The sequence below is a fragment of the Micromonospora sp. L32 genome (assembly GCF_052068055.1).
In the GTDB taxonomy this organism is placed as follows: Bacteria; Actinomycetota; Actinomycetes; order Mycobacteriales; family Micromonosporaceae; genus Micromonospora; species Micromonospora purpureochromogenes.
This window is the reverse complement of the sequence record NZ_JBQHDD010000002.1, coordinates 43,678-69,303: the sequence shown is the minus strand read 5'-3', so window position 1 is coordinate 69,303 and position 25,626 is coordinate 43,678. Positions and strand designations below refer to the sequence as shown.

Below are 25,626 nucleotides of genomic sequence, written 5' to 3'. Positions count from 1 at the left end.
CGCCCATGACGAGCCCGCTGTCCAATGTGCCGCTCTACCGGCAGTTGGCAGATCTGCTTGCCAAGCAGATCGAAGAGGGCAAGCTCCTTCCCGGGCAGCCGTTGCCGAGCGAACTGCACTTGCAGCAGACCTACGGCGTTGCCCGAGGCACCGTGCGGATGGCCATGCGCGAGCTGCGCGACAGGGGCCTGGTCGTCACCGTTCACGCGCGGGGCACCTTCGTTGCCGAGCAGGGTTGACCACGGCTGACGCGGTTGTACCGGGCTATGTCGAAGATCAGCCTGATCAGCGTTTCCGCTGGTGACAGTGGTGCGCCCGGCAGGATTCGAACCTGCGGCCTTGGGATTAGAAGTCCCCTGCTCTATCCGCTGAGCTACGGGCGCGCGGCGTGCGTGTCGCGCCAAGAGGGTACCGCCGCACCCCCGGGCCGCGGGGGAACGGGTGCCCGCTGCGGCGCGGTGATCAGCGTCGCACGCCGTCGCTCGTCCGGTCATCCGGGTTCCGGCCGGGCGCGCCCCGTACCCTCGGTTTGTGCTGCTGGAACCGGACGCCGAGAACGAGGTCGCCTACGAGCTGTGCCAGCTCCTGGGGCGCGCGATCCTGCCGGTCCGCCCGGCCGGTTCGGCCGACGACGGGCCCGCCGGCACCGCGTTCTTCTTCGCGCATCCGACGGGGGAGTACCTGCTCACCGCCGACGTCGTGACCCGGGTCGAGGCCGGCGAGGTCGGGCTGCGGCCGAGCGTCACCGAGCCCGCCGGGGTGGCCCCCGACGCGCTGGTCCTGCCGCACTTCGCCGACCGGTGGGCGCACCTGCCCGATCTCGGGGTGGCGGTGCTGCCGACCGCCGGGCTGCACGAGCGGGCGGCCGGGCAGGGCTGGGGCTGGCGTACCCAACCGGTGCCGGACGCGGTCGCGGCCGGCGCGGACGACGTCGCCCGGATCGGCGCGGAGCCGGTCACCGCGATCGTGCTGGCGCTGGGTGTCGGCGACGACGGGTCGTGCCCGCTGGAGGTGGCCGTCGAGCGGGCCGTCCGCGCGGGCGACGGCCTGCGGATCACCGGCGAGCTGCCCGCCGGGTACGTCGGCGCGCCCGTCTTCGGCGTGCAGGCCGACCCGGCCGGGGAGGTCGGGTTGCGCTGCCTGGGCCTGGTGCTGCCCGGCGAGGGCGACCACCGGGTGGCCACCTTCGACCGGATCGCCGCCGAGCTGCCGACCGGCGGCTGAGCGCCGCTCAGCCGGCCTGCGGCGCCCCCGCCGGTGCGGTGTCCGCGGCCGGCTCCCGGCTGCCCGGGACCGCGGCGCCGGCCGGGTCCGTCGCGTCGGGGCCGGCGCTCGTCGGGCCCGCGCCGAGGAACGCCTCGGCCCACCGCCCGACCTCGGCGAAGACCTTTTCGCGTACGGCGGGGCCGGAGAGCGTCAGGTCGTGCAGGCCGCCGTCGAAGCGGGCCAGGGTGACGTGGCGACCGAGCCGGGGCGCCCAGCGCACCATGTGCTCGACGTCGAGGACGGCGTCGGCCAGGGCCGCCGCATCGTGCCACTTGGTGCCCTTGAAGCTGCGGGTCGAGCAGGCCAGCAGCACGGGCACCGGGATCTCCAGCCCGGCGCGCAGCTGCCGCTGGGCGGTGCGGATGGCGTTGATCCAGCCGGCCCGGACGGGGAACCCGGCGAGCGGCTTCCAGGCCAGGTCGTACGTCCACTCGCCGCGGTGCTCGGCGTGCAGGCTCTCGCCGTACACGGTGCCCAGGCCGAAGGGGAGGACGCGCTGCGGCGCGCGGCGGCCCAGCCGGGAGACGGCGGCCGCGAGGGGTCGACGGACCAGCCAGGGGGCGTTGATGTCGAAGAACGGGCTGTTGAGGAAGAGCCCGTCGACCAGACCGGCGTCGCGTCGGGCGTGCGCCCAGAGCGAGAGGATCAGGCCGCCGGTGGAGTGGCCCATGGCGAGCAGGGTGTCGTGCCCGTCGTCCTCGCGGATGATCTTCGCGGCGGCGTCCAGCTCTGGGAAGTAGTCGCCGAGGTCGCGGCAGAAGTTCGGGGTCTGGTGCGACAGCAGGCTGCGACCGTACTTGCGCAGGTCGAGCGCGTAGAAGTCCCAGCCGCGCTCGGCGAAGAAGTCGGCGACGTGGGTCTGGAAGAAGTAGTCGACGAAGCCGTGCACGTAGAGCACGGCCCGCCCGGTGGGGCGCTCGGCACGCCGCCGGACCAGGGTGGCGACCACCGGTCCCTCGTCGTCGGCGCCCAGGTCGATCGTCTGCCGCTCGTACGGCGGCCCCAGCACGTCCGGTTCCACGAAGGCGACGGTACGCCCGGAAGCTACCGGGCGGTAGCCCCCCGTTGCCGTCCCCGTCCGACCGCACCGGTCGGACGAGGACGGTCGAGGCGTGGCTCAGGCTGTCTCGGCGTCGACCCGTTCGAGGCCGGCGTCGGCGTCGGCCACCTGGTCGGGGCCGGGCTGGCCGATCTCCCGGACGTGCTTGTTGTGCCGGGGCTCCTGCCGCGTCTTGGCGTCGTTGAGCCGCCGGCGCAGGTCGTCGCGGACGTCGTGGAGCGCCGCGCGCAGCTCCTCCTCGCTGGAGGTGGTGACGATCTTCTGCCGACCGGCGATCCAGCACTCCAGCGTGACCTTCTGCCCGCGCGCCTCGCGGTCCTTCACCGACACCTCCAGCTCGGTGGCGTCGGCGTGGAACGCGGCCAGCCGCGCGTCCAGGGTCGCGAACTGTTCCACGATCCAGTTCCGGTCGCCCTGGGAGAAGCCGGCGCCGACGCGCAGGCACTCGGCAACGGTCGCCGGGTTGGTCACCGCGCTCATCGCCGCACCTCCCGCTCGGTGCGGACGGGGCCGGTGGTACGCGAGCTGAGAATCATCGTCACTGACCTTTCTCATCGAACCTCGTGCCGTGCTGGCTCTCGGTTGATCAAATCCATACCCAGCCGGAGTCGATCCCACGCCGGGTGACCCCGCCTTCCGATCCTGGTCACACCCGGTACGGCCACCCAGGGCCGCCCGGCCCTAGCAGACCGGGACCTTGATCAGGTCGTTGTCCACAGCCCCTCCCGTCGTCCACAACCCCGGTCCGGCCGCTCGCCCCGTGGCGCCTACCCGGCCAGGCTCGGCACCGAGTCGACTCGCCACGGCAGGCCCTGAACCCCTGGGAGGGGACAATGTTCGATACCTATGTAACAATTGTCGGTAATGTTCTGACGGCCCCCGAGTGGCGCCGCACCACGCAGAGCAAGACCTTGGTCGCCAACTTCAAGGTCGCCTCGACCGCCCGCCGGCTCGACCGGGACAGCGGCCGGTGGGTGGACGGCAACAGCCTCCGCGTCCGGGTCAACTGCTGGCGCAAGCTGGCCGAGGGGGTGGCGGCCTCGGTGATGGTCGGCGACCCGGTGGTGGTGGCCGGCCGCCTCTACACCCGCGACTGGACCGACGACGCGGGCAACCACCGCACCCTCTACGAGCTGGAGGCGGTCGCCGTCGGGCACGACCTGTCCCGCGGCCGGGGCCGGTTCCTGCGCAACAAGCCGACCATGGCCACCAGCACCGTCGAGGACGCCGAGGCGGCCGGCCGGGTGCAGGGCGAGCCGACCGAGCCGGTGCCGCACGAGCAGGCGCCGGCCGCGCCGGACGACCGGCCGTTCGACGAGGACTTCGAGTTCTCCGGCTTCGCCGTGCCCCGCGCCGGCCACGAAGTTCCCGGCACCGACTTGGCGGAGCTGACCGACCCGTTCGACGAGGAGGGCGACGACGCTCCGGCGTCCGGCGACGAGCTGGCCCCGGTGCCCGGGGACGGCGAACAGGGCGCCGGGGAGGGCGAGCTGGACGCCGCACCGGAGGAGGCCGCCGTCGCGCCGGCCGGGCGGGGTCGGCGCGGGCGCGGCCGGGTGCCGGTGCCGGCCTGACCGGGCGGGCCGGAGCGGTGAGCCGCGCCGGTGGCGCCGCTGCGGCCCGACGGGGGTGTACGGACGGGGGCGGGGTGGCGACGGCGGCGTCGGTCACCCCGCCGTACGGCTAGGCTGGCCGGCCGGAGGTGGTGCGAGGTGCGTCAGGCGACCGCCGCGGCGAACGCGGCAGGGCTGGTGGCGGGGTACGCCCTGGACTCCCTGCTCGGCGACCCGCGTCGCTGGCACCCGGTGGCCGGCTACGGCCGCGCGGCCGGTGCCCTGGAACGGCGGGTCTACCGCCCCGACCGGGCCGCCGGCGCCGTCTTCACCACGCTCGCCGTCGGCGCGCCGGTGCTGCTCGGTGCCGCCGCCACCGTGGCGACCCGGCGACACCCGGTGCTGCAGGGCCTGCTCGTGGCCGCCGGCACCTGGACGGTGCTGGGCGGGCGCACCCTGCGGCACGAGGCCGACGTGATGGGGTCCGCCCTGCGCGGCGGCGACCTGCCGGCGGCCCGGCGCCGCCTGGGCCACCTCTGCGGGCGGGACCCGTCCGCGCTCGACGAGTCCGAGCTGGCCCGGGCCACCGTCGAGTCGGTCGCCGAGAACACCTCCGACGCGGTGGTCGCCCCGCTGCTCTGGGGAGCGGTCGCCGGCCTGCCCGGCCTGCTCGGTTACCGCGCGGCCAACACGCTCGACGCCATGGTCGGCCACCGCTCGCCCCGCTACGCCCGCTTCGGCACCCCCTCCGCCCGCCTCGACGACGGGCTCAACCTGGTGCCGGCGCGGCTGACCGGGCTGCTCACGGTCGCCCTCGCCCCGACCGCGCACGGCGACCGGGCCCGCGCCTGGCACGTCTGGCGCCGCGACCGCGACGACCACCCCAGCCCCAACGCCGGCCAGTGCGAGGCGGCGATGGCCGGTGCCCTCGGCGTCCGGCTCGGCGGGCGAAACGTGTACTTCGGTCGCTCGGAGGTGCGGCCGTTCCTCGGCGACGGCCCCCGCCCCGAGGCGCGGCACCTCCGGCGGGCCGCCCGGATCTCCGGCGCCGTCGGGCTGGCCGCGCTCGGGATCGCCGCGACCTACCCGCTGACCGTCGGCCGGCTGGTGGACGCCGCCGGCCGGCGGACGCTGCGCGCACTGCGTCCACGGTTCGCCCCCACCACGGACCGGCGACCGGCTGGCCCGGCGGTCGCCGCCCGGGGCGTGGTCGACGCCGGGGCGGGCCGGGGGAGTGGACGGTGAGCGGCGGGCTGCTGGTCGCCGGCACCACCTCCGACGCCGGCAAGAGCGTGCTCACCGCCGGCATCTGCCGCTGGCTGCACCGCCGGGGGGTCGCGGTGGCCCCGTTCAAGGCGCAGAACATGTCCAACAACTCCGCGGTGGTCGTCGGCCCCGACGGCCGCGGCGGGGAGATCGGCCGCGCGCAGGCGATGCAGGCCGCGGCCTGCGGGCTCGCCCCCGACCTGCGGTTCAACCCGGTGCTGCTCAAACCCGGCAGCGACCTGGCCAGCCAGGTGGTGCTGCTCGGCGAGGCCGTCGACACCGTCACCGCCGGTAACTTCCGCGAGCTGCGGCCGAAGCTCGCCGAGACCGCGTACGCGGCCCTGGCCGAGCTGCGCGAGGCGTACGACGTGGTGATCTGCGAGGGCGCCGGCAGCCCGGCCGAGATCAACCTGCGGGCCGGCGACTACGTCAACATGGGCCTGGCCCGGCACGCCGGCCTGCCCACCATCGTGGTCGGCGACATCGACCGGGGCGGGGTGTTCGCCTCGATGTTCGGCACCGTCGCCCTGCTCGACCCGGCCGACCAGGCGCTGGTCGCCGGCTTCGTGATCAACAAGTTCCGGGGCGACCTGGGGCTGCTCCAGCCGGGGCTGGACATGCTGCGGGGGGTCACCGGCCGCCCGACGTACGGGGTGCTGCCCTGGCACCTCGACCTCTGGCTCGACGCCGAGGACTCCCTCGCGTACGGGCGGGTGCTCGGCCGGCCCGCCGCGCCACGCGGCACCGACTGGCTGGACGTCGCCGTGGTGCGGCTGCCCCGGATCAGCAACGCCACCGACGTCGAGGCGCTCGCCACCGAGCCGGGCGTCCGGGTCCGGCTGACCGTCGAGCCCGCCGAACTGGCCGCCGCCGACCTGATCGTCCTGCCCGGCTCCAAGTCCACCGTCGCCGACCTGGCCTGGCTGCGCGAGACCGGCCTCGCCGACGCCGTCACCGCGCACGCCGCTGCCGGCCGGCCGCTGCTCGGCATCTGCGGCGGCTTCCAGATGCTCGGCCGGGCCATCCACGACCCGGTGGAGAGCCGCCGGGGCAGCGTCCCCGGGCTGGGCCTGCTCCCCGTCGAGATCACCTTCGACCGGCGCAAGACCGTCCGGCAGGCGGTGGGCACCGCCGCCGGTGGCGTCCCGGTGCGCGGCTACGAGATCCACCACGGGTACGTCTCGACCGCCGACCCGGGCCTGCCCCCGCTCCTGACCTACGCCGACGGCGACGGCGAGGGCGCGCGGCTCGGCGCGGTGTACGGCACCCACTGGCACGGCGCGTTCGAGTCCGACGAGTTCCGCCGCCGGTTCCTCACCGAGGTGGCCCGGACCGCCGGGCGGCACGGTTTCCGGGTGGCGCCGGACACCGCCTTCGCCGCCGCCCGCGAGCGCTCGCTCGACCTGCTGGGGGACCTCGTCGAGGAACACCTCGACACCGACGCGCTGTGGCGGCTGGTCGAGACCGGCGCGCCGGCCGACCTGCCGTTCATCCCGCCCGGCGCCCCGCCGGCGACCTGATCATCCCGGGAACCGGCCGCGCCGCCGCCTGATCGACACCGGTTACGGGGGGAAGTGGTGGTATCCCGTTCGCTGGGATACCGCAACCTCGCCGACATCGCTGAGCGGGCGCGGCCCGGCCCGACTGGCGCGGCCCGGTCAGGGGCGGATGTCGGCGGGCTCGTCGGAGAACGGCAGCCCCGCCTCCCGCCACGCCTGCACCCCGCCGATCATGTCGGTCGCGTTGCGCAGCCCCAGCGCCTGCAGGCTCGCCGCCGCGAGGCTGGAGGCGTAGCCCTGCCGGCACACCACGACGATCTCCCGGTCGTACCCGGTCGCCTCGGGGATGCGCCACTCGCTCGCCGGGTCCAGCCGCCACTCCAGCACCGTCCGGTCGATGACGACCGCGCCGGGCAGCTCGCCCTGCTCGCGGCGCTGCGACTCGGTACGGGTGTCGACCAGCAGGGCACCGGCCCGCACCGCCTCGACCGTCTCCTGCGGACTCAGCCGGCGCAGCCCGGCACGGGCCTGTTCCAGCAGGGCGTCCACGCCCGGACTCATCACGTCATGCAGCACATCCAGATCATGCCGGTCACCGGAGCGACCGCCGGGCGAAACGGCCGGGCGGAAGACGGAACCAGGCTCACGGGGGACAACACCGCGATTACCCGGCGCGACCAGGGCAGACGGCCACCGGGCCGGGCGTTCGCGCGGCTCCCGGCGGCGCTAGCGTCGGCCGGGTGACAGGAGACCGGGAGGACGCCGGCGAGGTTCCCGGCCGGGTGCCGGGAGACCGGGAGGACGCCGGCGAGGAGCCCGGCCGGCCGCGGGTGGCGGTGGTGGAGGCGTACGCGGCGCTGGCCCGCCGGGTGCTGGCCCGGCCGGCGCGGCTGGGGCGTACCCGACTGGTGGCGGTCGACGGGCCGAGCGGCGCGGGCAAGAGCGTGTTCGCCGCGCGCCTCGCGGACGCCCTCGCCGCGCTGCCCGGCGGCGAGCGGCCACCGGTGGTGCACACCGACGACCTGCTCGACGGGTGGGACGACCAGTTCACCTTCTGGTCCCGGCTGGAGGAGCGGGTGCTGGCGCCGCTGCGGGCCGGGCAACCCGGGGCGTACCAGCGCTACAGCTGGGTGCGGCGGGGCTTCCTGCCCCGGGCGGTGCCGGTGCCGGTCGCGCCGGTGCTGGTGGTGGAGGGGGTGAGCGCGGCGCGGGCGGCGATCCGCCCCGAGCTGAGCCTGGCGGTGTTCGTCACCGCCCCGGCGCCGCTGCGGCGGGCCCGGGCGCTGGACCGCGACGGCCCGCAGATCCTGCCGGAGCTGCGTCGCTGGCACGCCGGGGAACGCGCGCACTTCGCCGCCGACCGCACGTTCGCGCACGCGGACCTGGTGGTCGACGGCGCGCCGGCGCTGCCGCACGACGCCGCGCGCTACCTCGTGCGCCACCCCGCGAGCTGCGGCGACGCGGCCTCGCGAGGTGCGCCGGGGTAAGGCCGTCATACGATGCCGGTCATGACCACACCGATCATGTCCGAGTCCGAGGTGCGGGCCGCCGTCGAGCGTGAACTGCCCGGTGTCCGCGCCGATCTGGAACGACTCGTCCGCATCCCCGGCATCGCCTTCGAGGGCTTCGACCACTCGCACGTGGAGCGCTCCGCCGAGGCGGTCGCGGAGTTGCTGCGCGGCTGCGGCCTCGACACCCGGATCGTGCGCTCCGGCGGCCAGCCGGCGGTGATCGGGACGAAGCCGGCGCCGCCCGGGGCGCCCACCGTCCTGCTGTACGCCCACCACGACGTGCAGCCGGTCGGCGACCTGTCGCTCTGGGAGTCCGACCCGTTCGAGCCGGTCGAGCGGGACGGCCGCCTCTACGGCCGGGGCGCCGCCGACGACAAGGCCGGCATCATGGCGCACGTCGCGGCGCTGCGCGCCTTCGGCGACCAGCTCCCGGTCGGCGTGGTCCTCTTCATCGAGGGCGAGGAGGAGTACGGCTCCGACTCCCTGGAGCGGCTGCTCGCCGAGCACCGCGACGAGATCGCCTCCGACGTGATCGTGATCGCCGACTCCACCAACTGGGACATCGGCGTGCCGGCGCTGACCACCTCGCTGCGCGGCATCGTCAACTGCTTCGTCGAGGTGCGCACCCTCGACCACGCGGTGCACAGCGGCATGTTCGGCGGCGCGGTGCCGGACGCGCTGACCGCGCTGGTCCGGCTGCTGGCCACCCTGCACGACGACGCCGGTGACGTGGCCGTCGAGGGTCTCGTCGGGCGGGAGGGCGCCAGCGTCGACTACCCGGAGGACCGGTTCCGCGCCGAGGCCGGGCTGGTCGAGGGGGCCGCGCTCTTCGGCACCGGCCGGATCACCGACCGGCTCTGGACCAAGCCCGCGCTGGCGGTGCTCGGCATCGACGCCCCGGCCACCGGCGAGGCGCCGAACGCGTTGGTCCCGTCGGCCAAGGCCAAGCTGAGCGTACGGCTGGCGCCGGGCGACGACCCGAAGCGGGCGTACGACACGCTCCGCGCCCACCTGGAGAAGCACGCGCCGTGGGGCGCCCGCGTGACGGTCACCTTCGAGCACGACGGCGACCCCTGCGTCATCGACGCCTCCGGGCCGATGTTCGACGCCGCCCGGGGCGCCTTCCGCACCGCCTGGGACGGCACCGACCCGGTGGACATCGGCGTCGGCGGCTCCATCCCGTTCATCGCCACCTTCCAGGAGATGTTCCCGCGGGCGGCGATCCTGGTCACCGGCGTCGAGGACCCGCACGCGCGGGCGCACGGCCCGAACGAGAGCCTGCACCTGGGCGAGTTCGCCCGGGTCTGCCTGGCCGAGGCGCTGCTGCTGGCCCGGGTGGCCGAGGCGGGACGCCAGGTCGATTAGGTGACGGAACCGTAACTTCGGGGCCGATGTCGGAGTTTGCGGTGTGTCGGGCGCAGGGCTGTTATAGCCTTTCGAACATGCGTACGAACGACGTGATGGCGCGGCTCGAAGCCGCCGTGAGTGCTCTGGGGGACGTCGACGTCTCCGCGTGGCCCGAGGACACGCTCAAGGAACAGCTCGGCGAGCTCTCGGCCGCGCTGGTCGCCCTCGACGGCGTCCTCTCCCGGGTCGCCGACGAGGTGCGGGCCCGGGGCCTGCGCATCGAGGAGCCCGTCTCCGCCTGAGAGGCCGTCGGGAAACCTCGCGCCGGCTGGACTCCGCCTCGCTCGCCCCGGGGCTTCCCGACAGCCTCTGACCCGCGCCGCCCACCAGGACGGCCCGGGCACGGCAATGCCCGGGTGGTGTCGGGGGTGGCTGGCAGGATGAGGGCGTGCGGTTCCTCGACCTGGCAGCCACCTCCGCGGCGGTCGGCGCCACCAGCGGCCGGCGGGCCAAGGTGGAGCTGCTCGCCGCCGCGCTGCGGGCGCTCGACCCGGCCGAGGTGCCGGCCGGGTCGAGCTACCTCGCCGGCGAGCTGCGCCAGCGGCAGACCGGCGTCGGCTGGGCCGCCCTGCGCGACCTGCCCGCACCGGCCGCCGAGCCGTCCCTGACCGTGGCCGCCGTGGACGCGGCGGTCGACCGGATCGCGGCGGTCAGCGGCCCCGGCTCGCAGGCCCGCCGGCGGGAGCTGCTGGGCGCGCTCTTCGCCGCCGCGACCGCCGACGAGCAGCGGCTGCTGGTCGGGCTGTTCAGCGGAGAGCTGCGCCAGGGTGCCCAGGCGGGGCTGCTCGCCGACGCCATCGCCCGGGCCGCCGAGGTGCCGGTCGCCGCCGTCCGCCGGGCCCTGCTGCTCGCCGGCGACCTGCGCGCGGTGGCGGTCGCCGCGCTCTCCGGGGGCGCCGCCGCGCTGGCCGAGTTCGGGCTCCAGGTCGGCCGACCGCTCGCCCCCATGCTGGCGCAGAGCGCCCCGTCGGTCGACGCGGCGCTCGACGCCACCGGCGTACCGGCGGTGGTGGACGTCAAGCTCGACGGCATCCGGATCCAGGTGCACCGCTCCGGCGACGACATCGCCGTCTTCACCCGCAGCCTCGACGAGTGCACCGCCCGGGTCCCCGAGGTGGTCGCCGCCGTGCGCGCGCTCCCCGCCCGCGAGCTGGTGCTCGACGGGGAGGCCATCGGGCTGGATGCCACCGGCCGCCCGCTGCCGTTCCAGCAGACCTCCAGCCGGGCCGCCCGCCGCACCACGCCGAGCACCACCGGCGGCGCTCCGGTCGCCCCGGCGGTGCTCGCCGCCGCCCAGACGACCGGCGAGACGGTGCTGACGCCGTACTTCTTCGACCTGCTGCACATCGACGGCGAGGATCTGATCGACCGGCCCGGCCGGGAACGGTGGGCGGCGTTGGCCGGCGCCGTCGACGAGTCGCTGCTGGTCGGGCGGATGGAGGTGGAGGACGCCGAGCGGGCCGGCGTGGCCTTCGCCGCCGCCGTCGACGCCGGCCAGGAGGGCGTCGTGGTGAAGGCGCCGGACGCGCCCTACGACGCCGGCCGGCGCGGCGCGGCCTGGGTGAAGGTCAAGCCCCGGCACACTCTCGACCTGGTGGTGCTGGCGGTGGAGTGGGGCAGCGGCCGGCGGCAGGGCTGGCTCTCCAACCTGCACCTCGGCGCGCGGGATCCGCGCACCGGCGACTTCGTGATGCTCGGCAAGACGTTCAAGGGCCTCACCGACGAGCTGCTGCGCTGGCAGACCGAGCGGTTCCTGTCGCTGGCGGTCGAGCGCGGCGACTGGGTGGTCCGGGTCCGCCCCGAGCAGGTGGTCGAGATCGCCTTCGACGGGGTGCAGACCAGTTCCCGCTACCCGGGCGGGATGGCGCTGCGCTTCGCCCGGGTGGTGCGCTACCGCGAGGACAAGTCCGCCGCCGAGGCGGACACCATCGACATGGTCCGGGCGATCCACGCCGGGCGGGCCGGCGGCTGACCCGCGCCGCCGCCGGGATCAGAACGTCGACAGCGACCGGGCGTAGTTCACCTGGTTGTTGATGTGCTGCACCTGGCCCTGGTCCATCACCGGGATGCGGGCCACGTACTGGTGTGCCCCGTTGACGACCGTCACCTGGACCGTGCCGTGGTGCCGGGTCTCCTTGACCAGCAGGAAGAGCAGGCTGAAGAAGGTCAGGCAGAAGAAGCCCACGATGGCGCAGACCAGCGCCCAGGTGGCGATCTTCTCCTCCTTCTGCCAGAAGTCCGTCACCTGCCAGGACGCGCCGGCCAGCGGCAGCACCCCGGTCGGCGTCCGGATCACCGGCGGGGTGACCACGATCTCGCCGATCTGCACCGCCACCACGTCCGGCCGGGCCGGCGGGTAGCCGGCGGGCAGCAGCGCCGGCGCGGAGAACTGGGCCGGCACCGGGAACGGCGCCGACGGCGCCGAGAAGTGGGCCGGCGGCGCGGAGAACCGCGCCGTCGCGGGCGGCGCGGAGTACGCCACGGGCAGCTGCGCGGTCGGCGGCGACTGCGAGGGTACGTGCGCGACGGGTCCCGCCGGCGGCATGGCGTACGGCGCGGTCGGGGCGGCGGGGTACGGCGCGATCGGGCCGGCGGAATGCGGCGCGGGGAACTGCGCGGTGGGTGCGGTGTGCGGTGCCGGCGGCGCGGAGAACTGGGCGGTGACCGGCGGGGCGTCCGAGGGCGGCATGGCGCTCCACGGGTCGTAGGCCGGGTACGCCGCCGTCGCCGGCTCCGACCGGGCGGTGGTGGGATCAGGGGTCGCCGGCTCGTTGATCACGGGCGGACACTACAACGTCCTCCGCTGTCCCGTGGCCCGCCCGAGTGTCCGGTTTCGTCGGGCTGAGGAGACCGCCGATCGCGCCGTCAGGCCGGGGTGACGGGTTCCGCTGCCCGGTCGACCGGCTCCTTCGGCGCGTCCAGCCCCGCCGCCCGCCGGGCCTCCCGGCGGGCGACCCAGCCGTAGCCGAAGAGTGACATCGCGGCGAAGAGCCACCACTGGATCACGTAGCCGAAGTTCTGCCAGTTGTTGGCGTGCCCGATCGGCACCGCGCGGAACGCCGGGTCGTTCGCCGGGGTCTGCTCGTCCAGCAGCAGGTACGCCCCGTGCACCGGGTACGGCAGCTCGCGGGCGATTTTGTCGACGGTGACCCGGCGGGTCTCCAGCCGGCCGTCGCGCCGGTCCACGCCGGCCCCGCCGGACTCAGTGGGGTGCACCCGGCCGACCACCGTCACCTCGCCGGTCGGCAGGGCGGGCACCTGCGGCATGGCCATCGCGCCGCCCGGCGCGGGCGGGACCCAGCCCCGGTCGACCAGTACGGCCGTGCCGTCGGTCAGCACCAGCGGGGCGAGCACCTCGAATCCGACCTTGCTGTCGACCGTCCGGCCACGGATCAGGACCACGTTCGTGGCGTCGTACCGGCCGGTGGCGGTGACCCGGCTCCACTCGACCCGCTCGGCGGGGGCCGGGCCGACCGAGCCCGCCGCGCCGGTGGGTGCGGGCAGCGCGTCGCGCAGCGGCGCGGGGGTGCCGCGGCTGCCGGCGTCGATGCGCTCGTTGACCGCCGTGCGCTGCTCGTAGCGGTCCAGCTGCCAGTTGCCCAGCAGCACCATCACCGCGGCGGCGACCAGGGTCAGCGCGAGGATGCCCAGCCAGCGTGGGGTCAGCAGGAACCGGTACACGCCACGAGGCTACCCGTATGACCGGGACCACCGACCGCGACGGCCCGGTGCGCCGACCGGTCGGCGGCCGCACGTGTCGGTCTGGGCGGGTATGGTCACGCGAGCGGATCTCCGGTCGGAGATCTTCCCGGTCGTCCGCTTGCCACCACCCGTCGCCCGCGAGGAGTCGATGATGACCGCCGTGCCGCGCCTCGTGCTCAGCGCGCCGTCCTCCGGACACGGCACCAACGCGCTGGCCATCGGGCTGCTCGCCGCCCTCGCCGAACGGGGCCTGGCCGTCGCCGGCTTCAAGGTCGGCCCGGACCACGTCGACGCCGCGTACCTCGGCCTCGCCGCCGGTCGACCCGGGCGCACCCTCGACGCGAGGCTGGTCGGCGCGGACCGGCTCGGCCCGCTCTTCGCGCACGGCGCGGCCGGCGCCGAGCTGGCCGTGGTCCAGGGCACCATGGGGCTGTACGACTCGGTCGCCGGGCGCCCCGATGCGGAGTCCACGGCCGCCGTGGCCACCGCCCTGCGCAGCCCGGTCGTGCTGGTGGTGGACGTGGCGGCGATGGGGCAGTCGGTGGCCGCCCTGGTGCACGGCTTCCGCTCCTACGACGATCAGCTCTGGCTCGGCGGGGTGATCCTCACCCAGGTCGCGTCCCCACGCCACGAGGCGATGCTGCGGCAGGCGCTCGACGACGTCGACGTCCCCGTCTACGGCGCGCTGCGCCGGCACGAGCTGCCCGCGGTGCTGCCGGCCCGGCGGCACGGCGTGCTGCCGGTGGTCGGCGGCGACGCCGAGGCAACCCGCGCGGTGCGGCGCCTCGGCGAGGCGGTGGCCGGCACCGTCGAGCTGGACCGGCTGCTCGCGCTGGCCCGCTCCGCGCCCGCGCTGCCGGTCGAGCCGTGGTCGCCGTCGCCGGCCGCCCCGGTCGAGGGCCGCCCGTTGGTCGCGCTGGCCGGTGGCCCGGGCGGCAGCTACAGCTACGCCGAGACGGCCGAGCTGCTGCGCGCGGCGGGCGCCGAGGTGGTCACCGTCGACCCGCTGCGCGACGAGGCGCTGCCCGCCGGCACCCGGGCGCTTGTGGTCGGCGCCGGCCTGCCCGAGTCGTCCGCCGCCGAACTCTCCGCCAACCGCCGGCTCTGCATCGCCGTGGCCGAGCTGGCCCGCACCGGCCGCCCGGTGCTCGCCGAGGGGGCGGGCCTGCTCTGGCTGGCCCGCGAGCTGGACGGCCGGCCGATGTGCGGGGTGCTGGACGCGATCGGCGCCAGCCGCGACGGCCTGGTCGTCGGCTACCGCGAGGCGACCGCCCGCACCGCCAGCGTGGTCGCCGAGGCCGGGGCGGCCGTGGTCGGCTACAAGCAGCACAGCGCGGTGCTCACCCCCCGGACCGGTGAGCGCCCGGCGTGGAGCTGGGAGGGCGGCGCTCCCGAGGGCTTCGTCTGGCGGGGCGTGCACGCCTCGCAGTTGGGCCTGCACTGGGCGGCCGATCCGGCCATCGCGACCCGACTGGTGTCGGCGGCCGGGATTGCCGAGGGCGTCGGAGCACCGGCGTGATCGGGCAGGTGGCCGTCCGCCGCTTCCCGGCGTTGACCGTCTCCACCCCGCGTACGGAGGTGCGCCAGCTGCGGGCGGCGGACGCCGACGCGGTCGACGAGGTCTTCGCCGACCGGCAGACCCAGCGCTGGCTGCCGCTGGCCGACGCCAACGGGCAGATCGACGGGCCGGCCTGGTGCACGGATCTGGCCCGGCAGCGGCGCGACAGCGGCGACGGCGACCACTACGCGGTGGTGCGCCGGGAGGACGCCCGGGTGGTCGGCTGCCTCTGGACCCGGCGCACCGACTGGGGCGCCCGGCTCACCGAGGTGTCGTACGCCCTCGCCCCGCACGCCCGTGGGTTCGGGCTGGCCGCCGAGGCGGTGGACGCGCTGGCCATCGCGCTGATCCTGGAGCACGGCTTCCATCGGGTCGAGCTGCGGGTGGCCCCGGGCAACGTGGCGTCGCGCCGGGTCGCGGAGAAGGCCGGCTTCAGCTACGAGGGCCTGCTGCGCAACGCCGGCTTCGTCCGGGGCGCCCGGGTCGACCTGGAACTCTGGTCCCTGGTCGCCGCCGACCTGCACTGAACGCCCCGCCCGCCACCGCAGCCGCCCCGCGACCCGCCGGCCCCTGAGCGGGGCCGGCGCCCATGACCGCGCCGGCCGTCGACCCTGGCCCAGCGGGGCGGACAGAAGCGCTGCGCCAGGAACCGCACCGTTCCTGACGCAGCGCTCCCGGTCATCCGGGCGGGCGGGCCGGTCTCACCCCACGATGCGGTCCGACGGTGGGGTGAACTGGCGGGGAGCCGTGCCCTTGAGGCCGTCGCGCAGCGTCTGGGCGACCGCGACGACGGGGACCTGGGACTGGCCGTCACCCACCGCGTTGAACGGGTTGTCCGGGTCGGCGATGAAGCTCGCCGCCGCCAGTTCGGGCGTGTAGGCGACGAACCAGGCCGACCGGGTGCTGTCCGTGGTACCGGTCTTGCCGGCCACCGGGCGGCCCACCGTGCCCCGGACGCTGTCCGCCGTCGACCAGCCCCCGCAACTCCCCTTCGCCGGGGTGTCCCCGGTCGGGCAGCGGGCGGCGTCGGTGGCGGCCCGGGCCGCGTCCGCGCTCACCACCTGCCGGCAGCGCGGCTTGGCCACCTCCCGCTGGATGCCGGACGCCGTCCGGTACGTCGCCGGCGTGCCGTCCCGGTTGGTGATCGACATGACCGGCATCGCCTCGCAGTACCGCCCGTCGGCGGCGATCGCGGCGTACGCGTTGGCCAGCTCCAGCGGGGTGGCGTCGGAGACACCCAGGGTGAACGCGCCCCACTTCTTGGCCTTGGCCGGGGAGGCGTGGTCCCGGTCCACGTCGGTACGCCAGCGCAGCCCGAGCTGCTCGGCGAGCCGAACCCCCTTGTCCGCGCCGATCTGCTCCTCCAGCTGGACGAAGTAGGTGTTCACCGACTTGCCGAAGCCGGACCACATGGTCTGCCGGCCGGTCATCGCCCCGCTGGCGTTGGACGGGGCCCAGCCGTCGTAGACCCTCGACTGGTACCGGTGCGGCGAGTTGTACTCGGTGGACAGCGGCATCCCGGCGTCCAGCGCGGCGAGCATCGGGAACATCTTGAACGTCGATCCGGCCTGGTAGCCGGGGAGGCTGCCGCCGCCGAGCAGGGGCGCCACCGTGTTCGGGTAGTTCGCCTTGACCTTGGGGCCGGCCTCCGGGTTGGAGCTGGACGGGTTCTCGCTGAGGTCCAGTGAGTACGTCCGGTTCACCGCCATCGCCTTCACCCGGCCGGTGCCCGGTTCGGCCACCACGATGCCGTTGGCGAAGGGGCTGCCGACGCCGTCCTTCGCGCCGACGTTCTTCTCCGCCGCCGACTGGATCTTCGGGTCGAGGCTGAGCACGATCCGGTAGCCGCCCCGGCGCAGCTTGTCCATCCGCTCCAGCCGGTTCTCGCCGAACGCGGGCTGCGCGCTCCACCAGTTCTTGACGTAGTCGCAGGCGAAGCCCCAGGTCTGGTACTTGCTTGGCAGTGAGGTGCAGTCGTTGGCCGGGGTCGTCACCCGGGTCCGGATGGGCTCGGACCGGGCTGCGGCCGCGGCGTCCGGGGAGAGGTAGCCGAGCTGGGCCATCCGGTCGAGCACGTAGTTGCGCCGGCCGGTGGCGTCCTTCTGGTCCGAGGTGATCGGGTCGTACTCGGAGGGGGACTTGACCAGCCCGGCGAGGGTGGCCGCCTCGACCGGGGTGAGGGTGGCTGGGGTCTTGGAGAAGAAGATCTGCGCGGCGGCGTAGATGCCGTACGCCCGGTGGCCGAAGTACGCCGAGTTGAGGTAGCGCTCCAGGATCTCCTCCTTGGTCAGCTCCTTCTCGATGTCCAGGGCCATCCGCATCTCCTTGACCTTGCGCAGGCTGGTCTGCTGGGTGGCCTCCTGGACCTCCTTCGGCGTCTTGGCGCTGTCCCGCAGCGCCATCCGGACGTACTGCATGGTCAGGGTCGAGGCGCCCTGGGAGACGCCGCTGGAGCGGGCGTTGGCCACGAAGGCGCGGGCGACGCCCTTCGGGTCGACGCCGTGGTGCTGGTAGAAGCGGTTGTCCTCGGCGGCGACGATCGCCTGCTGGATGTTCGGCGACATGTCCGACAGCTTCGTGTACTGCCGGTACTCCTCGTAGAACATGGTCAGGATCGTCTTGCCGTCGGGGGCGTAGAGGTACGACGTCTCGGCCGGCAGCGCGGTGCGCAGGATGCTCGTCTTCTGCTCCACCGCGTGGGCGGTGGCCTTGGCGCCGAGGCCGGTGAACGCGGCCAACGGGTAGGCCACGGCGGCGACGACGATGCCGGCGATGAGCCCGGCGCGGAGGAGCGGAACGGTACGACCAGCGGCAGCAAGGGGTCGGTTGCTCACAGGGTCAAGTTATGACATTTCCGATTCAGAAATGAGAAGAATTCATAAACGGGCGAGACTGTCGCCGGGCGGTGACGCGACCCACGTTGGGATCCGCTGTCCCGTACGGCGGCTTCCCGGCAGGATCACGGACATGCATGGTCAGCTGATCGAGGTGCCGCCGGGCACCGGGCAAGAACCGGACCTGGGGCACCACGGGGACGCCGAGGCGACCCCGGGCCTGGTCGACCTGGCCGTCAACGTCCGCCGGGACACCATGCCGGACTGGCTGGCCGACCCGCTCACCGCCTCGCTGGCCGAGTTGGCCGCGTACCCGGACCCGGGGCCGGCCCGGGCGGCCGTCGCCGCCCGGCACGGGCGTCCCCCGGCGGAGGTACTGCTCACCGCCGGTGCCGCCGAGGGCTTCGTGCTGCTGGCCCGCGCGCTGGCCGGGGTGCGCCGCCCGGTGGTGGTGCACCCGCAGTTCACCGAGCCGGAGGCCGCGCTGCGCGCCGCCGGGCACCAGGTGGAACGGGTGCTGCTCGACCCGGCCGACGGCTTCCGGCTCGACCCGGCGCGGGTGCCCGCCGACGCCGACCTGGTCATGATCGGCAACCCGACCAACCCCACCTCGGTGCTGCACCCCGCCGCCGCCCTGGCCGCCCTGGCCCGGCCGGGCCGGGTGCTGGTCGTCGACGAGGCGTTCGCCGACACCACCGGAGCCCCCGGCGTGGCCGGCGAGCCCGAGTCGCTGGCCGGCCGGCGCGACCTGCCCGGCCTGGTGGTGGTGCGCAGCCTGACCAAGACGTGGGGGCTGGCCGGCCTGCGGATCGGCTACCTGCTCGGCGAGGCCGCGCTGCTGGACCGGCTGGCCGCCGTCCAGCCGCTCTGGGCCGTCTCCACCCCGGCGCTGGCCGCCGCCACCGCCTGCGCGTCGCCCACCGCCGTCGCGGCCGAGCGCGAGATCGCCGCGCGGCTCGCCGCCGACCGCGACCACCTGGTCGCCCGCCTGTCGGCCCTGCCCGGGGTACGCGTCGCGGGCCGCCCGGCCAGCGCCTTCGTCCTGCTGCACCTGGCCGGCGCCGACCGGGTGCGGGAGACCCTGCGCGAGCGCGGCTGGGCCGTGCGACGCGGGGACACCTTCCCCGGCCTGGGCCCGGACTGGCTGCGGGTGGCGGTCCGCGACCCGGCGACCACCGACGCGTTCACCGAGGTACTCGCCGAGATCCTGGAGGCATGATGCTGGAGACCACCATCGCGGCGATCGGGCCGCTCGACGAGCCGGCGATGGCCGCCGCGCGCGACCTCCAGGCCCGGCTGACCAAGCCCGCCGGTTCCCTCGGCGCCCTGGAGGAACTCTCCGTACGCCTCGCCGGGCTGGCCGGCGCCTGCCCGCCGCCGCTGCCCGAGCCGGCGGCGGTGGCGATCTTCGCCGGTGACCATGGCGTGCACGCCCAGGGGGTGACCCCCTGGCCGCAGGAGGTCACCGCCCAGATGATCGCCAACTTCCTGGCCGGTGGGGCGGTGGTCAACGCCTTCGCCCGCCAGGCCGGCGCCTCGGTCACCGTGGTCGACGTCGGCGTGGCCACCCCGCTCCCGGTCGACCCGGACGCCACCGACCCGGCGGTCGGACCCCGCCTGGTCGCCGCGAACGTCCGCCGGGGCACCCGGGACATGACCGTCACCGCGGCGCTCACCCGCGACGAGGCACGCGCGGCGCTGGAGACCGGCATCCGGATCGCCGGCGACCTGGTCGACGCCGGAGCGGGGATCCTGCTCACCGGGGACATGGGCATCGGCAACACCACCCCGTCCGCGGCGCTGGTCGCCGCGCTCACCGGTACCGACCCGGCCGAGGCCACCGGGCGCGGCACCGGGGTGGACGACGAGACGTACCGGCGCAAGGTCGGCGTGGTGCGGACCGCGCTGGACCGGCACCGGCCCGACCCGGCCGACCCCCTCGGCGTGCTGGCCGCCGTCGGTGGCCTGGAGCACGCGGCGCTGGCCGGCCTGATCCTCGGCGCCGCCGCCCGCCGCGTCCCGGTGCTGCTGGACGGGGTGATCGCGGCCAGCGCCGCGCTGGTCGCCGCGGCCCTGGCCCCGGACGCGGTCGGTGCGATGGTCGCCGGGCACCGCTCCGCCGAGCCGGGGGCCACCGTGGCGCTGCGCCACCTCGGCCTGGACCCGCTGATCGACCTCGGCCTGCGCCTCGGCGAGGGCACCGGCGCGCTGCTGGCGCTGCCGGTGGTCACCGGCGCGGTCCGGGTGCTGCACGAGGTCGCCACCTTCGACTCGGCGGGGGTCTCCGAGAAGTGATCGGGAACCCCTACCCTCTCGGCCTGCGGCTCGCCGGCCGGCGGGTGGTCGTGGTGGGCGGGGGAGCGGTCGCCACCCGGCGGGTGCCGGCGCTGCTGGACGCCGGGGCGGACGTCTTCCTCGTCGCGCCGGAGCTGACCCCCGCGCTGCACGCCCACGTCGACGCCGGCCGGCTGCACTGGGCGCCGCGCCGGTTCGCCCCGGACGACCTGGACGGCGCCTGGCTGGTCCAGGTCGCCGTCGACGACCCGCTCGCCGCCGCGTCGGTCAGCGCCGCCGCCGCCGAGCGGCGGATCTTCTGCGTACGCGCCGACGACCGGTCCGCCGCCACCGCGTGGACGCCGGCGGTGACCCGGCACGGCCCGGTCACCGTGGCGGTGTTCGGCGGTGGTGACCCGCGTCGCGCGATGAGCGTCCGGGACGCCGTGCGCGACCTGCTGAACGTGCGCACCGGTCTGGCCGCCGCCGGGCGGGGCACGACACCGGGCGGGGCCGCACCCGGTCGGGTTGCGCTGGTGGGTGCCGGGCCGGGCGATCCGGAGCTGATCACCGTCAAGGGCTGGCGGCTGCTCACTGAGGCGGACGTGGTGGTCGCCGACCGGCTGGTGCCCGGGCTGCTCCTGGACGAGCTGCGCCCCGACGTCGAGCTGGTGGACGCCTCCAAGATCCCGTACGGCCCGTCCCGGGCCCAGGAGGAGATCAACCGGATCCTGGTGGACCGGGCCCTGGCCGGCAAGGTCGTCGTCCGGCTCAAGGGCGGCGACCCGTACGTCTTCGGCCGGGGCGGCGAGGAACTGCTGGCCTGCGCCGAGGCGGGCGTACCGGTGACCGTGGTGCCGGGCGTGACCAGCGCGATCGCCGTGCCGGCGGTGGCCGGCGTCCCGGTCACCCACCGGGCGGTGGCGCACGAGTTCACCGTCGTCTCCGGGCACGTCGCGCCGGACTCGCCGGACTCGCTGGTGCGCTGGCCGGCCCTGGCCGGCCTGCGCGGCACCCTGGTCGTCCTGATGGGGCTGAAGAACCTCGCCGCGATCACCGCGACGCTCACCGCGCACGGCAGAGACCCGGCCACCCCGGTCGCCGTGGTCCAGGAGGGCACCACCGGCGCCCAGCGGACGCTGCGCTCGACGCTCGGCGCGGTGGCGGCGGACGTGGTGGCGGCGGGCCTGCGCCCGCCCGCCATCGTGGTGATCGGCGACGTGGTGGGCACCCTCGACGTCTGACCGGCGCCCCGGCGCCGGCCCCTTGGCCAACCCCACTCGCGGTCCCGGCGCCGGGCATCCGACCCGGTTTGCGGCGTGTCGCGGTATCCGCGCGCCACGAGACCGCGACACGCCGCAAACGGCCCTGGCCCCTTGGCCAACCCCGCTCGCGGTCCCCGCGCCGGGCATCCGACCCGGTTTGCGGCGTGTCGCGGTATCCGCGCGCCACGACACCGCGACACGCCGCAAACGGGGGGTGGGTCTTCGGCCGGCCGGCGGCTCCGCACGACGGGGCGGAGCTGCGACGGCGGCCGGAGAGAGGTCTCTCCGGCCGCCGTCGTCGTCGCTGGTCAGGTCACTGCTTGAGCATGTTGTCCAGCAGCAGCGCGCAGCGGATCAGGCCGAGGTGGCTGTAGGCCTGCGGGTGGTTGCCCAGGCCGCGCTCGGCGAGCGGGTCGTACTGCTCGGGGAGCAGCCCGGTCGGGCCCGCCGTGTCGATCATCTGCAGGAACAGCTCCTCCGCGTCGGTGCGGCGGCCGGTGCGCAGGTACGCCTCGATCAGCCACGCCGTGCAGATGTGGAAGCCGCCCTCCCGGCCGGGCAGGCCGTCGTCCCAGTGGTACCGGTAGACGACCGGCCCGCTGCGCAGGTCCGCCTCGATCCGCAGCACGGTGGAGAGGAAGCGCGGGTCGTCGCCCGGCAGCAGCCCGGACAGGCCGATCCAGAGCGAGGAGGCATCCATCTCCTCGTCGCCGTACGCGACGCTGTACGCCTCGACGTGCTCGTGCCAGCCGTTCTCCAGCACGTTGGCGCCGATCCGGTCGCGCAGCTCCACCCACTCCGGCCGGTCCTCGCCGCCGTGCTGGCGCATGATGTGCAGCGCGCGGTCGACGGTCATCCAGCACATCACCTTGGAGAAGATGTGGTGCCGTGGGGGGAGGCGGGCCTCCCAGATGCCGTGGTCGGGCTCGTGCCAGCGGCGGCGGACCGCCTCGACCATGTTCTCCAGCACCCGCCACTCGTCCTCGCGGACCGAGCCCCGGGCGTCGGCCACGGCGGCGATCAGGTCCGCGATCGGGCCGAAGACGTCCAGCTGGAGCTGGTGGTTGGCGAGGTTGCCCACCCGGACCGGCCGGGAGCCGGCGTACCCGGGGAGGGTGTCGATGACCGCCTCGGCGCCCAGCTCGTAGCCGTCGATGGTGTAGAGCGGGTGCAGCCGCTCCGGGTGGCCGCCGGTGCGCTCGATGCAGCCGTCCACCCAGCGCAGCAGCGCCTCGGCCTCCTCGAGGGAACCCAGGTCGACCAGCGCGCGAGCGGTCAGTGCCGCGTCACGCAGCCAGCAGTAGCGGTAGTCCCAGTTGCGGACCCCGCCCAGCTCCTCCGGCAGCGAGGTGGTCGCCGCGGCCAGGATCGAGCCGGTCGCCTCGTGGCAGAGGCCGCGCAGCGTGAGCGCGCTGCGGGCGACCAGGTCGCGGGCGGTGGTGGGCAGCCGCAGCGAGGCCACCCAGTCCTTCCACGGCTGCTCGGCCCTGGCCTGCCGCTCGTGGATCGGGACGGCGTGGTGCTCCAGGCTGTGCGTGCCGAAGCGCAGCTCCAGCACGACCTGACCGCCGGCGGCGGAGAGGTCGACCATCGCCTCCGCGCTCTCGTTCACCCCGTCGCTTCTGACTTCCCAGGTCACGCCCGGGGCGTAGAGCGCGGCCGGCTCGTTGGAGCCGAGCACCAGCAGGCCGTCGTCGAGCGGTTGCAGCTGGACGGCGACCTGGCCGAACTCCGGGCGCGGGGCGAAGTCGATGCGGGCCTTGCCGGAGCCGGTCAGCACCCGGACCAGGGTCGAGTCGCCGGTGATGATCGCCGGGCCGTCCGGGGTGGTTTCCCGGGCCGGCAGGTCCAGCCAGTCGGTGACGGTGAGACCGGACCAGCGGGTCTCGACCGTCATGGTGCCGCTGCGGTAACGCTGCCCCAGCGGGATGCCGCCGCGCTCCGGGACGATACTGAAGTGACCGGCCGGGCTGCCGCCGACCAGGTCGGCGAAGATCGCCGCCGAGTCCGGCTTGGGGTGACAGAGCCAGCTGACCTTGGCCTCGGGCGTGAGCAGGGCGACCGTCCGGCCGTTGGAGAGCATCGAGTGCCGCTCGATCGGGACGGCCCGCTCGCCGAAGAGCCAGTGCCGGCGGGTCTCCAGCAGCAGGCCCAGGGCCCGGGCCGCCTCGATCGGCTCGGCCACCCGGTAGCCGGCCTGGGTGTCGCCGGGGCCGATCTTGATGCCGACGTCCGGGCCGTGCAGGTTGCCGAAGGCGTTCTCGTCGGTGACGTCGTCACCGATGAAGAGCACGGCGCTGGCCGAGAGCTGGGTGCGCAGCTGGTCGACGGCGGTGCCCTTGTGGGTGGCGACCACCGACAGCTCGATGACCTCCTTGCCCTGGGTGACCGTGACGCCGTCCCACTTGGCGGGGCCGTTGCGGACCGCCTCGATGGTGGCCGCCGCGACCTGCGGGTCGACCCCGCGGGTGTGCACGGCGACGCTGGCCGGCTTGCGCTCCAGCCGTACGCCGGGGTGGGCCGCGGCGATCTCGCGCAGCGCGTCGCGCAGCCGGGTGCGGACGGCGATCAGCTCGGGGGAGAGTCGCTCGACGAAGCCGATGTCGAACTCGGAGCCGTGGCTGCCGACCAGGTGGACCTCGCTGGGCAGCCGGGAGAGGGCGGCCAGGTCGCGCAGCGCCCGACCGGAGACCACCGCGACGGTGGTCTGCGGCAGCGCGGCGAGCGCCCGGATCGCGGCGACCGACTCCGGCAGCGGCACGGCCTTGCTCGGGTCCTCGACGATCGGCGCGAGCGTGCCGTCGTAGTCGCAGGCGACCAGGAGCTGGGGGACCCGGGCGATCCGCCCGATGGCCGCGCGCAGCTCGGGGTCCATCGTCCCCGCGGGCGGGGTCACGATGTCGGTGGGGACGTTCACGCGGCCTCCACCCCGGACGTGCCGAGCTCGGTGAGGAACGATTTCGCCCAGTGCCCCACGTCGTGGGTGCGCAGATGACGTTGCATGATCCGCATGCGTCGACGGGCCTCCGGCTTCTCCACGTGTACGGCCCGCAGCAGGGCGTCCTTGACCGCGTCCGGGTCGTGCGGGTTGCACAGGAATGCCTGGCGCAGCTCCGTGGCCGCGCCGGCGAACTCGCTGAGCACGAGCGCGCCGCCCTGGTCGGCGCGCGATGCCACGTACTCCTTGGCCACCAGATTCATTCCGTCTCGCAGGGGGGTCACCATCATCACGTCGGCCGCGACGTACATCGCGGCCAGTTCGGAGCGACTGTACGACTGATGCAGATAATGCACCGCGGGCACACCCACCCGTCCGAATTCGCCATTAATCCGACCAACCTCGCGCTCCACCTTGACGCGAAGTGCCTGGTAGTGCTCCACCCGCTCGCGGCTGGGCGTCGCGACCTGCACCATAACCGCGTCCGGCACTGTCAACTTTCCGTCAGCGAGGAGTTCCCGGAAGGCTTTCAGCCGAAGTTCGATGCCCTTGGTGTAGTCGAGCCGGTCGACGCCCAGGATGATCGTCTTCGGGTTGCCCAGCTCCTCGCGGATCTGCTTGGCCCGGGCCTGGATCGCCGGGTCGGCGGCCATCCGCTCCATCTCGTGGGTGTCGATCGAGATGGGGAAGGCACCGGCCTTCACCTGCCGGCCGTCCACCTGGATCATCTGGCCCTCGTAGCGCAGGCCGAGCAGGTGCCGGGCCAGCCGGACGAAGTTCTGCGCGGCCAGCCGCTGCTGGAACCCGACCAGGTCGGCGCCGAGCAGCCCGCGCAGGATCTCGGTGCGGAACGGCATCTGCATGAACAGCTCGATCGGTGGGAACGGGATGTGCAGGAAGAAGCCGATCTTCAGGTCCGGCCGCAGCTCGCGGAGCATCGCCGGGACCAGTTGGAGCTGGTAGTCCTGGATCCAGACCGTGGCGCCCTCGGCCGCCACGTCCGCCGCGGCCTCCGCGAACCGGGCGTTGACCAGGCGGTACGCCTCGCGCCACCGGCGCTTGTAGGCCGGGGTCTCGACCGCGTCGTGGTAGAGCGGCCAGATGGTGGCGTTGGACTGGCCCTCGTAGTAGCGCTCCAGCTCCTCGGCGCTCAGCGGCACCGGGTGCAGGCGGATGCCCTCCAGGTCGAACGGCTCCGGAGCGGCGCCGGTCCCGCCGGCCCAGCCGACCCAGGTGCCCTGGTGCTCGGCGAGGACGGGGTGCAGGGCGGTCACCAGCCCGCCCGGGCTACGTCGCCACTGCCGTCCCTCGGGTGTGCTCACCTCGTCGACCGGCAATCGGTTCGCCACTACGACAAAGGAGCTACGGACGGTCACGATCGGCCACCTCCGGGTACTGACGGGTCCACCGCGATGAGAGTCTGAGCCTAGCTGCGGCGTCTGGCGCCCCGTGCCGGAGTCACCTACCCGTCCCACGGTCGCTGAACCGTACCC

At 74.9% G+C, this 25,626-nt stretch carries 22 protein-coding genes and 1 tRNA gene; 14 read left to right on the top strand and 9 right to left on the bottom strand.

Features of this window, described 5'->3' with window-relative positions; genetic code table 11:
* The first annotated feature begins 5 nt into the window (after positions 1-5).
* On the top strand, positions 6-239 hold the full coding sequence (locus ACTMTB_RS04895; RefSeq protein WP_257028134.1) for a GntR family transcriptional regulator: 234 nt from the start codon (positions 6-8) through the stop codon (positions 237-239).
* A 68-nt stretch (positions 240-307) separates the two neighbouring features.
* On the opposite strand, the gene ACTMTB_RS04890 is transcribed toward ACTMTB_RS04895, so the two are convergent.
* Positions 308-383, bottom strand: a tRNA-Arg gene (locus tag ACTMTB_RS04890).
* 148 nt (positions 384-531) lie between these two features.
* Here ACTMTB_RS04890 and ACTMTB_RS04885 point away from each other — a divergent pair.
* Positions 532-1,224: a hypothetical protein gene (locus ACTMTB_RS04885; RefSeq protein ID WP_441142751.1), complete on the top strand. Its 693-nt coding sequence runs from the start codon at positions 532-534 to the stop codon at positions 1,222-1,224.
* A gap of 7 nt (positions 1,225-1,231) precedes the next feature.
* On the opposite strand, the gene ACTMTB_RS04880 is transcribed toward ACTMTB_RS04885, so the two are convergent.
* Positions 1,232-2,287, bottom strand: a complete 1,056-nt coding sequence (locus ACTMTB_RS04880) for an alpha/beta hydrolase (RefSeq protein ID WP_441142749.1) — start codon at positions 2,285-2,287, stop codon at positions 1,232-1,234.
* A 96-nt stretch (positions 2,288-2,383) separates the two neighbouring features.
* Entirely contained in the window at positions 2,384-2,806 is a 423-nt protein-coding gene (locus tag ACTMTB_RS04875; RefSeq protein ID WP_441142747.1) for an HPF/RaiA family ribosome-associated protein, read from the bottom strand.
* Positions 2,807-3,159: 353 nt separating this feature from the next.
* Here ACTMTB_RS04875 and ssb point away from each other — a divergent pair, with 353 nt between their 5' ends.
* The 3 genes from ssb (at position 3,160) to ACTMTB_RS04860 (ending at position 6,665) form a co-directional block, all read left to right on the top strand.
* Positions 3,160-3,900, top strand: a complete 741-nt coding sequence (gene ssb, locus ACTMTB_RS04870) for a single-stranded DNA-binding protein (protein ID WP_441142745.1) — start codon at positions 3,160-3,162, stop codon at positions 3,898-3,900.
* A gap of 138 nt (positions 3,901-4,038) precedes the next feature.
* The gene (locus ACTMTB_RS04865) at positions 4,039-5,124 is read left to right on the top strand and encodes a cobalamin biosynthesis protein (RefSeq protein WP_441142744.1); all 1,086 of its coding nucleotides are present in this window, start codon (positions 4,039-4,041) and stop codon (positions 5,122-5,124) included.
* Entirely contained in the window at positions 5,121-6,665 is a 1,545-nt protein-coding gene (locus tag ACTMTB_RS04860; RefSeq protein ID WP_441142743.1) for a cobyric acid synthase, read from the top strand. Before ACTMTB_RS04865 ends, ACTMTB_RS04860 begins: the two co-directional genes overlap by 4 nt.
* A gap of 138 nt (positions 6,666-6,803) precedes the next feature.
* On the opposite strand, the gene ACTMTB_RS04855 is transcribed toward ACTMTB_RS04860, so the two are convergent.
* Positions 6,804-7,205: a rhodanese-like domain-containing protein gene (locus tag ACTMTB_RS04855; protein ID WP_154942725.1), complete on the bottom strand. Its 402-nt coding sequence runs from the start codon at positions 7,203-7,205 to the stop codon at positions 6,804-6,806.
* A gap of 179 nt (positions 7,206-7,384) precedes the next feature.
* On the opposite strand from ACTMTB_RS04855, the gene ACTMTB_RS04850 reads away from it, so the two are divergent.
* From ACTMTB_RS04850 to ACTMTB_RS04835, 4 genes are all read left to right on the top strand, one after another.
* Positions 7,385-8,131: a uridine kinase family protein gene (locus ACTMTB_RS04850; protein ID WP_441142742.1), complete on the top strand. Its 747-nt coding sequence runs from the start codon at positions 7,385-7,387 to the stop codon at positions 8,129-8,131.
* Between the two features lie 36 nt (positions 8,132-8,167).
* Positions 8,168-9,520 carry a dipeptidase gene (locus ACTMTB_RS04845; RefSeq protein WP_441143977.1) on the top strand — a complete coding sequence of 451 codons (1,353 nt, stop codon included), beginning with the start codon at positions 8,168-8,170 and terminating at the stop codon, positions 9,518-9,520.
* A gap of 77 nt (positions 9,521-9,597) precedes the next feature.
* Positions 9,598-9,804: a hypothetical protein gene (locus ACTMTB_RS04840; protein WP_088975693.1), complete on the top strand. Its 207-nt coding sequence runs from the start codon at positions 9,598-9,600 to the stop codon at positions 9,802-9,804.
* 146 nt (positions 9,805-9,950) lie between these two features.
* Entirely contained in the window at positions 9,951-11,534 is a 1,584-nt protein-coding gene (locus tag ACTMTB_RS04835) for an ATP-dependent DNA ligase (RefSeq protein WP_441142740.1), read from the top strand.
* 18 nt (positions 11,535-11,552) lie between these two features.
* On the opposite strand, the gene ACTMTB_RS04830 is transcribed toward ACTMTB_RS04835, so the two are convergent.
* Together ACTMTB_RS04830 and ACTMTB_RS04825 are read right to left on the bottom strand one after the other, a co-directional pair.
* A complete protein-coding gene (locus tag ACTMTB_RS04830; RefSeq protein ID WP_441142738.1) occupies positions 11,553-12,341 on the bottom strand; it encodes a hypothetical protein in 789 nt (262 codons plus the stop codon).
* An 86-nt stretch (positions 12,342-12,427) separates the two neighbouring features.
* A complete protein-coding gene (locus tag ACTMTB_RS04825; protein WP_441142736.1) occupies positions 12,428-13,243 on the bottom strand; it encodes an SURF1 family cytochrome oxidase biogenesis protein in 816 nt (271 codons plus the stop codon).
* 172 nt (positions 13,244-13,415) lie between these two features.
* Here ACTMTB_RS04825 and ACTMTB_RS04820 point away from each other — a divergent pair, with 172 nt between their 5' ends.
* Together ACTMTB_RS04820 and ACTMTB_RS04815 are read left to right on the top strand one after the other, a co-directional pair.
* Positions 13,416-14,783: a cobyrinate a,c-diamide synthase gene (locus ACTMTB_RS04820; RefSeq protein ID WP_441142734.1), complete on the top strand. Its 1,368-nt coding sequence runs from the start codon at positions 13,416-13,418 to the stop codon at positions 14,781-14,783.
* Positions 14,780-15,349, top strand: a complete 570-nt coding sequence (locus ACTMTB_RS04815; RefSeq protein WP_441142732.1) for a GNAT family N-acetyltransferase — start codon at positions 14,780-14,782, stop codon at positions 15,347-15,349. Before ACTMTB_RS04820 ends, ACTMTB_RS04815 begins: the two co-directional genes overlap by 4 nt.
* Positions 15,350-15,523: 174 nt before the next feature.
* Here ACTMTB_RS04815 and ACTMTB_RS04810 read toward each other — a convergent pair whose 3' ends face one another.
* Complete coding sequence (locus ACTMTB_RS04810) at positions 15,524-17,656, bottom strand: transglycosylase domain-containing protein (protein WP_441142730.1); 2,133 nt, start codon at positions 17,654-17,656, stop codon at positions 15,524-15,526.
* Positions 17,657-17,789: 133 nt separating this feature from the next.
* Between ACTMTB_RS04810 and cobC the strand changes: the two genes are divergently transcribed.
* Genes cobC through cobA form a run of 3 tightly spaced genes read left to right on the top strand, consistent with a single transcriptional unit; the run spans position 17,790 to position 21,174 of the window.
* Positions 17,790-18,875: an Rv2231c family pyridoxal phosphate-dependent protein CobC gene (cobC, locus tag ACTMTB_RS04805; protein ID WP_441142728.1), complete on the top strand. Its 1,086-nt coding sequence runs from the start codon at positions 17,790-17,792 to the stop codon at positions 18,873-18,875.
* A complete protein-coding gene (gene cobT / locus ACTMTB_RS04800; protein ID WP_441143975.1) occupies positions 18,875-19,951 on the top strand; it encodes a nicotinate-nucleotide--dimethylbenzimidazole phosphoribosyltransferase in 1,077 nt (358 codons plus the stop codon). The genes cobC and cobT overlap by 1 nt, the downstream gene beginning before the upstream one ends.
* A complete protein-coding gene (gene cobA / locus ACTMTB_RS04795) occupies positions 19,948-21,174 on the top strand; it encodes a uroporphyrinogen-III C-methyltransferase (protein WP_441142726.1) in 1,227 nt (408 codons plus the stop codon). Before cobT ends, cobA begins: the two co-directional genes overlap by 4 nt.
* A 334-nt stretch (positions 21,175-21,508) precedes the next feature.
* On the opposite strand, the gene otsB is transcribed toward cobA, so the two are convergent.
* Together otsB and ACTMTB_RS04785 are read right to left on the bottom strand one after the other, a co-directional pair.
* Positions 21,509-24,070: a trehalose-phosphatase gene (gene otsB, locus ACTMTB_RS04790; protein WP_441143973.1), complete on the bottom strand. Its 2,562-nt coding sequence runs from the start codon at positions 24,068-24,070 to the stop codon at positions 21,509-21,511.
* A 38-nt stretch (positions 24,071-24,108) separates the two neighbouring features.
* Positions 24,109-25,509 carry an alpha,alpha-trehalose-phosphate synthase (UDP-forming) gene (locus ACTMTB_RS04785; RefSeq protein ID WP_210775986.1) on the bottom strand — a complete coding sequence of 467 codons (1,401 nt, stop codon included), beginning with the start codon at positions 25,507-25,509 and terminating at the stop codon, positions 24,109-24,111.
* Between the last annotated feature and the right edge of the window lie 117 nt (positions 25,510-25,626).